Below are 12,388 nucleotides of genomic sequence, written 5' to 3'. Positions count from 1 at the left end.
TGTTTTGCTTCACTACACGAATAACGCCGTCCACCCAGAGTTAAGAGGTGCGCAATGAGTGCGACTGCAACGACTGCATCACAAAATAAATCTCTCGAGTGGATGAACCGCCTGCGCGCGAACCCTAAAATCCCTTTAATGGTGGCGGGCGCCGCTGCGGTTGCCATCATCGTTGCCATGGTCCTGTGGGCGAAACAGCCCGATTACCGCACGCTGTACAGCAATTTATCCGATCAGGATGGGGGCGCGATTGTCACCCAACTGACACAAATGAATATCCCTTACCGCTTCTCCGATACCGGCGGCGCGCTGGAAGTCCCTGCTGACAAAGTCCACGAGCTGCGCTTGCGTCTGGCTCAACAAGGCCTGCCAAAAGGCGGCGCAGTCGGTTTTGAGCTGCTTGATAAAGAAAAATTCGGCATCAGCCAGTTCAGCGAGCAGGTGAACTACCAGCGTGCGCTGGAAGGTGAGCTGGCGCGCACCATCGAAACCCTCGGGCCGGTAAAAGTCGCCCGTGTGCATCTGGCGATGCCAAAACCGTCGCTGTTCGTGCGCGAACAAAAATCCCCGTCTGCCTCCGTTACCCTGAATCTCGAACCGGGCCGCGCGATGGATGAAGGCCAGATCAGCGCCGTGGTCCACCTGGTTTCCAGCGCCGTCGCAGGCCTGCCGCCGGGTAACGTGACGCTGGTCGATCAGGCCGGTCACCTGCTGACACAATCCAACACCAGCGGTCGTGATCTGAACGACGCCCAACTGAAATACGCCGGCGATGTAGAAGGCCGTATTCAGCGCCGTATCGAAGCGATCCTTTCACCGATCGTGGGCACCGGCAACGTCCATGCGCAGGTTACCGCGCAGATTGATTTCGCGAATAAAGAGCAGACGGAAGAGAACTACCGTCCGAACGGCGATGCGGCGCAGGCCGTGCTGCGTTCTCGTCAGATCAATGAAACCGAACAGTCCGGCGGCAGCGCCGGTGGCGTACCGGGCGCGCTGTCTAACCAGCCTGCCCCGGCGAATACCGCGCCGATCACCACGCCGGCGGCGAATAATCAGCAGAACGCCAACGGTCAGCAGAATCAGAACACGCAGCAGACGTCTACCGCCGCCAGCAGTGGCCCGCGTAACAGCTCGCGTAATGAAACCTCCAACTACGAAGTTGACCGTACGATCCGCCACACCAAGATGAACGTCGGTGATGTCCAGCGTCTGTCGGTTGCCGTGGTCGTGAACTATCGCCAGCTTGCCGACGGTAAACCGCTGCCGCTGACCGCTGACCAGTTAAAACAAATTGAGAATCTGACCCGCGAAGCCATGGGCTATTCCGAGACGCGTGGCGACAGCCTGAACGTGGTTAACTCGCAGTTTAACGGCACTGATGATGGTCTGGTGGAGCCGCCGTTCTGGAAGCAACCGTGGTTTATCGACCAGATGCTGTCTGCCGGTCGCTGGTTACTGGTGCTGATTGTGGCGTGGATCCTGTGGCGTAAAGCGATTCGTCCACAGCTGACCCGTCGCGCTGAGCAGGCCCAGGCCGCGCAGGAAGCCACGCAGAATCGTCAGGAAATTGAAGAATCGGTGGAAGTTCGCCTCAGTAAAGATGAGCAACTGCAACAGCGCCGCGCGAACCAGCGTATGGGCGTAGAAGTCCTGAGTCAGCGTATTCGCGAAATGTCAGATAACGATCCGCGCGTCGTGGCGCTGGTCATTCGCCAGTGGATGAGTAACGAAGAACATGAGTAACCTTACCGGAACTGAGAAAAGCGTCATTCTGTTGATGACGATTGGCGAAGACCGCGCGGCGGAGGTGTTCAAGCACCTCTCCCAGCGTGAGGTTCAACATCTGAGTACCGCCATGGCGGGTGTGCGTCAGATCTCCAACAAGCAACTGACCGACGTACTGCAAGAGTTTGAGCAGGAAGCCGAGCAGTTCGCGGCGCTCAATATCAACGCCAATGATTACCTGCGCTCTGTGCTGATCAAAGCGCTGGGCGAAGAGCGTGCCTCCAGCCTGCTGGAAGATATTCTCGAAACCCGCGACACCTCCAGCGGTATCGAAACGCTCAACTTTATGGAGCCGCAGACCGCCGCCGACCTTATCCGCGACGAGCATCCGCAGATTATCGCCACCATCCTGGTACACCTCAAACGGGGTCAGGCGGCCGATATTCTGGCGCTGTTCGACGAGCGTATGCGTCACGATGTGATGCTGCGTATCGCCACCTTCGGCGGTGTCCAGCCAGCCGCGCTGGCAGAACTGACGGAAGTGCTGAACAGCCTGCTCGACGGCCAGAACCTCAAGCGCAGCAAAATGGGCGGCGTGAGAACGGCAGCCGAAATTATCAACCTGATGAAAACGCAGCAGGAAGAAGCGGTTATTACCGCGGTGCGCGAATTCGACGGCGAGCTGGCACAGAAAATTATCGACGAGATGTTCCTGTTCGAAAACCTGGCCGAAGTGGACGATCGCAGTATCCAGCGCCTGCTGCAGGAAGTGGATTCCGAGTCGCTGCTGATCGCCCTGAAAGGTGCGGAACAGCCGCTGCGCGAGAAGTTCCTGCGCAACATGTCCCAGCGTGCGGCCGATATTCTGCGCGACGACCTGGCCAACCGTGGTCCGGTACGTCTGTCTCAGGTGGAAAACGAACAGAAAGCCATTCTGCTTATTGTGCGTCGTCTGGCCGAAACCGGCGAGATGGTAATTGGCAGCGGCGAGGATACCTATGTCTAACGAGCTGCCATGGAAAATCTGGAAGCCTGAAGATCTGGCGATGCCGTTATCGGAATTCGTGCCCGCCGCCCTGCGCGCTGAGCCGAACGACGATAACGAAGACGTCGCCGAAGAAGCGATCTCTGATGAGCAGAAACTCCAGCAACAGCTGGCGCAGATGCAGATGCAGGCCCATGAGCAGGGGTATAACGCCGGTCTGGCAGAAGGTCGCAAGATCGGTCAGGAACAAGGTTATAAAGAAGGCCTGGCCCAGGGTCAGGAACAGGGTCTGGCGCAGGCCCATCAGCAACAGGCGCCGTTGCATGCCCGCATGCAGCAGTTGGTCAGTGAATTCCAGTACACCCTGGATGCGCTCGACAGCGTGATCGCCTCCCGTCTGATGCAGATGGCGCTGGAAGCCGCGCGTCAGGTGATCGGCCAGACCGCCTGTGTGGACAACAACGCGCTGATCAAACAGATCCAGACGCTGTTGCAGCAGGAGCCGCTGTTCAGCGGCAAACCGCAGCTGCGCGTGCACCCGGACGATTTACAGCGCGTTGAAGAGATGCTCGGCGCGACGCTCAGCCTGCACGGCTGGCGTCTGCGTGGCGATCCGACCCTGCATCCGGGCGGCTGCAAAGTCTCCGCCGATGAGGGCGATCTGGACGCCAGCGTGGCGACGCGCTGGCAGGAACTGTGCCGTCTTGCGGCACCGGGAGTCGTCTGATGACTGCGCGCCTGACCCGCTGGCTGAACACGCTGGATAATTTTGAAAGCAAGATGACGCAGTTACCTGCGGTGCGTCGTTACGGTCGTCTGACCCGCGCCACCGGTCTGGTACTGGAAGCCACCGGTCTGCAACTGCCGCTGGGCGCGACCTGCATTATTGAGCGTCAGGACGCCAACGAAACCCGCGAAGTGGAAAGCGAAGTGGTCGGTTTTAACGGCCAGCGCCTGTTCCTGATGCCACTGGAAGAAGTGGAAGGCATTTTACCCGGCGCGCGCGTCTACGCGCGTAACGCCAGCGGCGATGGCCTGCACAGCGGCAAACAGTTACCGCTTGGCCCGGCGCTGCTCGGTCGTGTGCTGGACGGCAGCGGCAAGCCCCTCGATGGCCTGCCCGCCCCGGATACCACGGAAACCGGCGCGCTGATCACCCAACCGGTGAACCCGCTGCAACGTACCGCCATTGAACATGTACTGGACACCGGCGTGCGTCCGATCAACGCCCTGTTAACCGTGGGCCGTGGTCAGCGTATGGGGCTGTTTGCCGGTTCCGGCGTCGGTAAATCGGTGCTGCTGGGCATGATGGCGCGTTACACCCAGGCCGATGTGATTGTCGTCGGGCTTATCGGTGAGCGTGGTCGCGAAGTAAAAGATTTTATCGAGAACATTCTCGGTGCCGAGGGTCGCGCGCGCTCGGTGGTGATAGCCGCCCCCGCAGACGTCTCTCCCCTGCTGCGTATGCAGGGCGCAGCCTATGCCACGCGCATTGCGGAAGATTTCCGCGATCGCGGTCAGCATGTGCTGCTGATTATGGATTCCCTGACCCGTTATGCCATGGCGCAGCGTGAAATCGCGCTGGCGATTGGCGAACCACCGGCCACCAAAGGCTATCCGCCTTCCGTGTTTGCCAAACTGCCGGCGCTGGTCGAACGCGCCGGTAACGGGGTGGACGGCGGCGGCTCCGTCACGGCGTTTTATACCGTCCTGACCGAAGGCGATGACCAGCAGGATCCGATTGCCGACTCGGCACGCGCCATCCTTGATGGCCATATCGTGCTCTCCCGCCGTCTGGCGGAAGCGGGCCACTATCCGGCGATAGACATCGAAGCGTCTATCAGCCGTGCCATGACCGCCCTTATTTCTGAGCAGCATTACGCAAAAGTAAGAACGTTTAAACAGTTGCTGTCGAGCTTCCAGCGCAACCGTGATCTGGTCAGCGTTGGCGCCTACGCGCGCGGCAGCGACCCGATGCTGGATAAAGCCATCGCATTGTGGCCGCAGCTTGAAGCTTTTCTGCAACAGGGCATTTTTGAACGTGCCGGGTGGGAAGATTCGATCCAGGCGCTGGATCTGATTTTCCCGTCAGCATAAGCAACATGAGGTTCCTTTATGACGCAACATAGCGCATTAGCGACGCTAAAGGATCTGGCAGAAAAAGAAGTCGATGACGCCGCAGTGACCCTCGGGGATATGCGTCGCGCCTGTCAGCAAGCTGAAGAACAGCTCAAGATGCTGATGGATTACCAGAACGAGTACCGAAACAATCTCAACGTTGACATGACCCAGGGCATCGGCAGTCAGCGCTGGCAGAACTACCAGCAGTTTATTTCGACGTTAGAAAAAGCCATCGAGCAGCACCGTCTTCAATTGACGCAGTGGGCCAATAAAGTGGATCAGGCGTTAACCTGCTGGCGTGAAAAGAAACAACGGTTGCAGGCGTGGCAAACCTTACAGGAACGGCAATCCGCCTCGGCCTTACTGGCGGAAAACCGGCTGGACCAGAAAAAAATGGACGAGTTTGCGCAGCGCGCATCATCGAGGAAAATTGAATGATCTCTTTGCCAAAACTGGTAATGACTGATGCAGACGCCCCGGCGACCTCCGGGCTGCTGTCCGGAAAAGCCGACACCGGCGCGCAAGATTTTATGGCGCTGCTGACCGGTGCGATTTCCGGTACTGCGGTTGAGGGTGAAGCCGGGTCGCTGTCGCTGGCCGATTTACAGACAGTCGGCGCGAAATTACAGAAAGGGTTGCTCAAAGACACGGGCGATGCGGATCTGCGCACGCCGGCGGCAAAACTTGCCGATATTCTGGCGCGTCAGGGCGTGCAGGAAGATGCGCTGGCGGAGGATGCTGCGCAGTTACAGGGCGTGACGCCGCTGCTGACCAGCGGTCTGAAATCCGACAGCCTGGCGTTGCTCACGAAAAGCGTCAAAGCAGATGACAAAGAGACGGCGAACCTCAGCGATGATGAACTCGCCAGCCTCAGTGCGCTGATGGCGATGCTGCCACATCAACTGGATGCCAAAGCCACGCCGGTTACCGCAACCGGCACTGCCGCGTCCGCCGCGGTAGCCACCGCGTCCGGTAGCCGCACGCTGAACATCGCCAGCGCCGATACCCGCGACGCGGGCTTAACCGACAAGGCGGATGCCGCTGCCGGACAGACGACCTATAAAGGCGCGAACAGCGCGCTGAACAGTCAGTTGCAGAGTGCCGATAGCGCCCAACAGGCCGCCGTGCCGGTCGCCGCTAACGCTGCAAAAGGTGAGTCGCAGGCGGCACTTCATGCGGTTAATACCACACTCAGCGCCGCCCCTGCCGTCAGCACAGCCGCACCCGCCCAGGTCAGCCAGCCGGTTGCCGCCCCGGTGATCAGCGCGCCGCTCGGTAGCAGTGAGTGGCAACAGACTATCAGCCAGAACATCACGCTGTTTACCCGTCAGGGCAAACAAAGCGCCGAACTGCGTCTGCACCCGGAAAATCTGGGTCAGGTGCAGATCAGCCTTAAGCTGGATGAAAATCAGGCGCAAATTCAGATGGTGTCGCCGCACAGCCATGTGCGTGCCGCACTGGAAGCCGCGTTACCGGTACTGCGGACGAACCTGGCAGAGAGCGGTATTGAGCTTGGTCAGAGCAGCATCAGCAGTGAGAGTTTTGCCGGTCAGCAGCAGTCCTCTTCCCAGCAACAGGCGTCACGCGGCACTGGCCGTGATGATTTTGGCGCAGAAGATGATGAATCTTTGGTGGTGCCTGCCAGCCTGCAATCCGCCGCGCGCGGCACGGGTTCAGTAGACATCTTTGCCTAAACGCGAAAGGTAGCGTGATTATCTCCGTCTTTTCCACCCTTTGACAGGCGGCAGACACGGGATAATCACTCTATCAGCAGTACCGAAACAGGAAGCTAGTAACAGATGACTGACTCCGCCATTCCCAAAAAAAGTAAGCGTGGGATCTGGATCCCGCTGTTGGTGTTAATCACCCTCGCTGCATGCGCCACCGCTGGTTACAGCTACTGGCGTATGCAACAGCATCCGGCAGACGCCAGCGTAAAAGCAGAACTACCGCCGCCTCCGGCACCGGTCTTCTTTGCTCTCGATACCTTTACCGTGAACCTGGGCGACGCCGATCGGGTGTTGTACGTGGGGATCACGTTGCGTCTGAAAGACGACGCGACGCGTACACGTTTGAGCGAATATCTTCCGGAAGTGCGTAGCCGCTTACTGTTACTCTTCTCGCGTCAGGATGCATCACAACTGGCAACCGCGGAAGGCAAGCAGAAACTTGTAGACGCCATTAAAGAGACGCTCTCTACGCCGTTAGTCGCCGGGCAACCGAAGCAGGAAGTGACTGACGTTCTTTATACAGCTTTCATTTTGCGGTAAAGACATGGGCGACAGTATTCTTTCTCAGGCTGAAATCGATGCGCTGCTAAACGGCGACAGCGATAGTAACGATGCTCCAAAAGCCGGTGACGGCTTCGAGAGCGAAATTCGCCCTTATGATCCTAATACCCAGCGTCGCGTGGTTCGCGAACGTTTACAGGCGCTGGAGATCATCAACGAACGTTTTGCGCGCCAGTTCCGTATGGGACTGTTTAACCTGTTACGTCGTAGCCCGGATATTACCGTCGGCGCGATCCGTATTCAGCCGTATCACGAGTTTGCGCGTAACCTGCCGGTACCGACAAACCTTAACCTGATCCACCTGAAACCGTTACGCGGCACCGGGCTGTTTGTGTTTTCCCCAAGCCTGGTATTTATCGCCGTGGATAACCTGTTCGGTGGCGATGGTCGCTTCCCGACGAAAGTGGAAGGCCGTGAGTTTACCCATACTGAACAGCGCGTGATCAACCGCATGCTGAAGCTGGCGCTGGAAGGCTATAGCGATGCATGGAAAGCGATCCACCCGCTGGACGTTGAATATGTCCGTTCGGAGATGCAGGTTAAATTTACCAACATCACCACATCGCCGAACGATATTGTCGTCAATACCCCTTTCCACGTGGAAATCGGTAACCTGACGGGCGAGTTTAATATCTGTCTGCCCTTCAGCATGATTGAGCCGCTGCGTGAAACCCTGGTTAACCCGCCGCTGGAGAACTCCCGCAATGAGGACCAGAACTGGCGCGATAACCTGGTACGTCAGGTTCAGCACTCTGAGCTGGAGCTGATCGCAAACTTTGGCGATGTGCCGCTGCGCCTGTCGCAGATCCTGAAACTGCAACCCGGTGATGTGCTGCCGATCGAAAAACCCGATCGCATCATTGCCCATGTGGACGGTGTGCCTGTGCTCACCAGCCAGTACGGCACGATTAACGGCCAGTACGCCCTGCGTGTAGAGCATTTGATCAACCCGATCTTGAATTCGCTGAATGAGGAACAGCCCAAATGAGTGACATGAACAATCCGTCCGATGAAAACAACGAAGCAATGGACGATATCTGGGCTGATGCGTTAAACGAACAGAAAACCACCACCAGCAGCAAAAGCTCCGCCGACGCGGTGTTCCAGCAGTTTGGCGGCGGCGATGTCAGCGGCACCTTGCAGGACATCGATCTGATCATGGATATTCCGGTCAAACTGACCGTTGAACTGGGCCGTACCCGCATGACCATCAAAGAGCTGCTGCGTCTGACGCAGGGGTCGGTGGTGGCGCTGGAAGGTCTGGCCGGCGAGCCGCTGGATATTCTGATCAACGGTTATCTGATCGCGCAGGGTGAAGTGGTAGTGGTCGCGGATAAATACGGCGTGCGTATTACCGACATCATTACGCCATCCGAGCGTATGCGTCGCCTGAGCCGCTGAGTATGAAAACCCAGGCAACCGTTGCCCATCCTTCTGCCGTACCCGGTTCGCCGCTGTTACAAGTCAGCGGCGCACTGTTGGCCATTATTGCCCTGATCCTGGTCGCGGCCTGGGTGGCAAAACGCGTGGGCTTTGCCGGTAAAACCGCCAGCGCACGCGGCCTGAAGGTCAGCGCCAGCACCACGGTCGGCCCGCGCGAGCGCGTGGTGATCGTTGATGTGGAAGACGCCCGTCTGGTGCTGGGTATTACCGCGTCGAATATTTCCTTGTTGCACACCCTCCCGCCTGCCCAACCAGAGCCGGAAGGTCTGAAAGAGAACGCCCCGGATTTCCAGGCCGTGTTGAAGAATTTGCTCAAGCGTTCCGGGAGATCCTGATGCGCCGTTTGTTGTCCCTTGCGCTGGCTGGCTTAGTGCTGGTTGCGCCCTCCGCGTTTGCCCAGCTTCCGGGTCTGATCAGCCAGCCGCTCGCCGGTGGCGGTCAAAGCTGGTCGCTGCCGGTGCAGACGCTGGTGTTTATCACCTCGCTCACCTTCCTGCCTGCCATTCTGCTGATGATGACCAGCTTCACGCGCATCATTATTGTGTTTGGCCTGCTGCGTAACGCGCTGGGTACGCCCTCCGCGCCGCCGAACCAGGTGTTGCTGGGTCTGGCGTTATTTCTCACCTTTTTCATTATGTCCCCGGTCATCGACAAGATTTATACAGAGGCCTACCAGCCGTTTTCCGAAAGTAAAATTTCCGTCGACGTGGCACTGGAAAAAGGCGCGCAGCCGTTAAAAGAGTTCATGATGCGTCAGACCCGTGAAGCGGATCTGGCGTTGTTTGCCCGCCTGGGAAATACCGGCCCGTTGCAGGGCCCGGAAGCGGTGCCGCTGCGCATTCTGCTACCGGCGTATGTCACCAGCGAGTTAAAAACCGCCTTCCAGATCGGCTTTACCATTTTCATTCCGTTTTTAATCATCGACCTGGTGATCGCCAGCGTGCTGATGGCGCTGGGGATGATGATGGTGCCGCCCGCCACTATTGCGTTACCGTTTAAGCTGATGCTGTTCGTGCTGGTTGACGGCTGGCAGCTGCTGGTCGGATCGCTGGCCCAGAGTTTCTACAGTTAAGGAATGGCACAATGACGCCTGAATCGGTCATGATGATGGGCACGGATGCGATGAAAATCGCCCTTGCCCTTGCTGCGCCGCTGCTGCTGGTCGCCCTGGTCACCGGTCTGGTGATCAGTATTTTGCAGGCGGCAACGCAAATTAACGAAATGACGCTGTCGTTCATTCCTAAAATCATCGCGGTGGTAACGGCTATCGTGGTGGCTGGCCCGTGGATGCTGAATTTGCTGCTCGACTATATGCGCGGTCTGTTTAACAACATCCCGTACATCATCGGATAACGCCTGAGATGCTGCACGTCACCAGCGACCAGTGGCTGCACTGGCTAAGTATGTATTTCTGGCCACTGCTGCGCGTGCTGGCGCTGATCTCCACCGCCCCAATCTTAAGCGAACGCACCGTGCCCAAGCGCGTCAAACTGGGCCTGGGGCTGGTGATCACCTTTGTGATCGCCCCGTCATTGCCTGCCAACGACGTCACCGTTTTTTCCGCTAACGCCCTGTGGCTGGCGTTGCAGCAAATTATGATTGGTATTGCGCTGGGCTTTACCATGCAGTTCGCCTTTGCGGCGATCCGTACCGCGGGCGAGCTTATCGGCCTGCAAATGGGCCTGTCGTTCGCCACCTTCTTTGATCCCGCCAGTAACCTGAATATGCCGGTGCTGGCGCGCTTTATGGATCTGCTGGCGCTGCTGCTGTTTTTGACCTTTGATGGTCACCTGTGGCTGATTTCCATGCTGGTGGATACCTTCCATACGCTGCCGGTCGGTAACAATCCGGTTAACAGCAACGCGTTCCTCGCGCTGGCGCGTGCCGGGGGGTTAATTTTCATCAACGGCCTGATGCTGGCCCTGCCGGTAATTACCATGCTGCTGACCCTGAACATCTCCCTTGGCCTGCTCAACCGCATGGCACCGCAACTCTCTGTTTTCGCGATTGGCTTCCCAATCACGCTGAGCGTAGGCATCCTGCTGATGGCCTTATTGATGCCGCTCATCGCGCCGTTCTGCGAGCATTTATTCAGTGAGATCTTCAATTTGCTGGCGGATATTGTCAGTGAGATGCCGCAGAATACTAACCCATAAAGTTAGTACGCCCTTTCTGAGGTTATTCCTAAAAATTAATTACAGGCACATCTACCAGGATATAACTGGCGCGGCTTAATTGTTTTTAGCCCCTTCACAGATCGAAACATTTACTTTACTTTAAGATGATTCCTGGCAAATTATACGTAACTTTACGGGATAGTGAGTTCGCCTGAAAGTCTTGTGTTGCTCAAACGCTTTTTAGATTATTTTCATCCGGTTGGCTGATCTACAGCATTCAGGCAGGGTGAATTATCGTTACGCATTGAGTGAGGGTATGCCATGTCAACGATTATTATGGATTTATGCAGTTATACCAGGTTGGGATTAACCGGATACCTGACAAGCCGGGGAGTAAAAAAGCGAGAAATCAATGATGTACAGACCGTTGATGAGCTTGGTTCTGCCTGCGCGGCGCTAAAACCCGCAGTGGTATTTATTAATGAAGACTGCTTTATACATGACCAGGAACTCAGCCTGCAAATTAAGCAAATCATTAATCAGTATCCGAAAACAATGTTTATTGTGTTTATGGCGATTGCCAATATCCACTTTGATGAATATCTGCTGGTACGCAAAAACTTATTAATTAGTTCGAAATCGATTAAGCCCGAATCTCTGGACGAAATATTGGGTGGTTGCCTGAGTACAGAGGCAAAGGGCACGGGTTCCATTAACCTGCCAACACTCTCGTTAAGCCGGACTGAATCCAGCATGTTGAAAATGTGGATGTCAGGACAAGGGACCATTCAAATATCCGATCAAATGAATATTAAAGCGAAGACGGTATCATCACATAAGGGTAATATTAAAAGAAAAATAAAAACGCATAATAAGCAAGTGATCTATCACGTGGTACGACTCACCGATAATGTGACCAACGGTATTTTCGTTAATATGCGGTGAGAGGGTAAGCGGGCGCCACCCTCCCCCCGCCGGAGGGTTTACTAGCCCTGCTTCTCCACAAATACTCCGTCCGGGTGCCCCAGTTCATTAAAGAACCAGATACCTAACGGATAGTCCTCAAGGGAAACCAGATACATAGTGCCTTCACTGAATGGCTCGACGGCCAGTACGACTCCCGGACGGCGAGGACCCCCGTCCGTTTTAACTGTAACCTTATCGTTTACCTTCATTTTCATCCTCCAGAGTGCATTTTTGCCAGTGTAGAACAAAACCCGTGTTCTGACAGTGTTCATCTGCCTGATTGCTGTTTTCTCCACCGTCTATACTTACGCTGTCGCAGCTGGAAAAGGTAACGGCAATGAAAGGCGATCACGGCAATACCCCTTCTACTGAAGGCGAAATCAATGTCGACGCCCTGCTGGCGGCCATTAATGAAATCAGCGAAAGCACTATTCATCGTGTTGAAAGCGATGACGGACAACGGGTAAGCGTTGACGGGCGCGATTATCATACGTGGCGGGAGCTGGCAGAGGCATTTGAGCTGGATATTCATGACTTTAGCGCATCGGAAATTAACCGCTAAGATCAAGGATATAAAAAAACCCGGCCTGGGGAGGCCGGGTTAAAGCTTGCGATTGCAAGAAGCACTTGAAAATTCGTTACACCAGGAAATCTGATGTGCAGAGACTGTATCTACTATTGATATAAGTGACAAGGATATATTTACATTGGTAATAATTCACTAACATAGAATTCAT

At 56.1% G+C, this 12,388-nt stretch carries 16 protein-coding genes; 15 read left to right on the top strand and 1 reads right to left on the bottom strand.

Annotated elements, in window-relative coordinates:
* Positions 1–54: 54 nt before the first annotated feature.
* The 14 genes from fliF (at position 55) to rcsA (ending at position 11,630) form a co-directional block, all read left to right on the top strand.
* Entirely contained in the window at positions 55–1,746 is a 1,692-nt protein-coding gene (fliF, locus tag KW828_RS06700; RefSeq protein ID WP_218335675.1) for a flagellar basal-body MS-ring/collar protein FliF, read from the top strand.
* Positions 1,739–2,734, top strand: a complete 996-nt coding sequence (gene fliG / locus KW828_RS06695) for a flagellar motor switch protein FliG (RefSeq protein WP_088218966.1) — start codon at positions 1,739–1,741, stop codon at positions 2,732–2,734. The genes fliF and fliG overlap by 8 nt, the downstream gene beginning before the upstream one ends.
* Positions 2,727–3,440 (top strand): flagellar assembly protein FliH, encoded by a 714-nt coding sequence (gene fliH / locus KW828_RS06690; RefSeq protein ID WP_218335674.1) that lies wholly within the window; start codon positions 2,727–2,729, stop codon positions 3,438–3,440. Before fliG ends, fliH begins: the two co-directional genes overlap by 8 nt.
* Positions 3,440–4,810 carry a flagellar protein export ATPase FliI gene (gene fliI / locus KW828_RS06685; protein ID WP_088218968.1) on the top strand — a complete coding sequence of 457 codons (1,371 nt, stop codon included), beginning with the start codon at positions 3,440–3,442 and terminating at the stop codon, positions 4,808–4,810. Before fliH ends, fliI begins: the two co-directional genes overlap by 1 nt.
* Before the next feature lie 18 nt (positions 4,811–4,828).
* Complete coding sequence (fliJ, locus tag KW828_RS06680; RefSeq protein WP_218335673.1) at positions 4,829–5,272, top strand: flagellar export protein FliJ; 444 nt, start codon at positions 4,829–4,831, stop codon at positions 5,270–5,272.
* The gene (gene fliK, locus KW828_RS06675; RefSeq protein WP_218335672.1) at positions 5,269–6,528 is read left to right on the top strand and encodes a flagellar hook length control protein FliK; all 1,260 of its coding nucleotides are present in this window, start codon (positions 5,269–5,271) and stop codon (positions 6,526–6,528) included. The genes fliJ and fliK overlap by 4 nt, the downstream gene beginning before the upstream one ends.
* A 105-nt stretch (positions 6,529–6,633) precedes the next feature.
* On the top strand, positions 6,634–7,104 hold the full coding sequence (gene fliL / locus KW828_RS06670; protein WP_218335671.1) for a flagellar basal body-associated protein FliL: 471 nt from the start codon (positions 6,634–6,636) through the stop codon (positions 7,102–7,104).
* Between the two features lie 4 nt (positions 7,105–7,108).
* A complete protein-coding gene (gene fliM / locus KW828_RS06665) occupies positions 7,109–8,113 on the top strand; it encodes a flagellar motor switch protein FliM (protein WP_218335670.1) in 1,005 nt (334 codons plus the stop codon).
* Positions 8,110–8,526 carry a flagellar motor switch protein FliN gene (fliN, locus tag KW828_RS06660; RefSeq protein ID WP_072568929.1) on the top strand — a complete coding sequence of 139 codons (417 nt, stop codon included), beginning with the start codon at positions 8,110–8,112 and terminating at the stop codon, positions 8,524–8,526. The genes fliM and fliN overlap by 4 nt, the downstream gene beginning before the upstream one ends.
* Before the next feature lie 2 nt (positions 8,527–8,528).
* The gene (gene fliO / locus KW828_RS06655; protein WP_218335669.1) at positions 8,529–8,903 is read left to right on the top strand and encodes a flagellar biosynthetic protein FliO; all 375 of its coding nucleotides are present in this window, start codon (positions 8,529–8,531) and stop codon (positions 8,901–8,903) included.
* The gene (fliP, locus tag KW828_RS06650; RefSeq protein WP_218335668.1) at positions 8,903–9,640 is read left to right on the top strand and encodes a flagellar type III secretion system pore protein FliP; all 738 of its coding nucleotides are present in this window, start codon (positions 8,903–8,905) and stop codon (positions 9,638–9,640) included. The genes fliO and fliP overlap by 1 nt, the downstream gene beginning before the upstream one ends.
* 11 nt (positions 9,641–9,651) lie before the next feature.
* A complete protein-coding gene (gene fliQ, locus KW828_RS06645; RefSeq protein WP_218335667.1) occupies positions 9,652–9,921 on the top strand; it encodes a flagellar biosynthesis protein FliQ in 270 nt (89 codons plus the stop codon).
* An 8-nt stretch (positions 9,922–9,929) separates the two neighbouring features.
* Positions 9,930–10,724 (top strand): flagellar biosynthetic protein FliR, encoded by a 795-nt coding sequence (gene fliR, locus KW828_RS06640; protein WP_218335666.1) that lies wholly within the window; start codon positions 9,930–9,932, stop codon positions 10,722–10,724.
* A gap of 282 nt (positions 10,725–11,006) precedes the next feature.
* On the top strand, positions 11,007–11,630 hold the full coding sequence (rcsA, locus tag KW828_RS06635; protein WP_218335665.1) for a transcriptional regulator RcsA: 624 nt from the start codon (positions 11,007–11,009) through the stop codon (positions 11,628–11,630).
* Between the two features lie 41 nt (positions 11,631–11,671).
* Here the strand turns inward: rcsA and dsrB are convergent, their stop codons facing one another.
* On the bottom strand, positions 11,672–11,860 hold the full coding sequence (gene dsrB, locus KW828_RS06630) for a protein DsrB (RefSeq protein WP_218335664.1): 189 nt from the start codon (positions 11,858–11,860) through the stop codon (positions 11,672–11,674).
* A 128-nt stretch (positions 11,861–11,988) separates the two neighbouring features.
* Here dsrB and yodD point away from each other — a divergent pair, with 128 nt between their 5' ends.
* A complete protein-coding gene (gene yodD / locus KW828_RS06625) occupies positions 11,989–12,213 on the top strand; it encodes a YodD family peroxide/acid resistance protein (protein ID WP_218335663.1) in 225 nt (74 codons plus the stop codon).
* Positions 12,214–12,388: the final 175 nt, after the last annotated feature.

The organism is Enterobacter sp. ENT03 (assembly GCF_019218745.1).
In the GTDB taxonomy this organism is placed as follows: Bacteria; Pseudomonadota; Gammaproteobacteria; order Enterobacterales; family Enterobacteriaceae; genus Enterobacter_D.
This window is presented reverse-complemented; position numbering and strand designations above follow the sequence as displayed.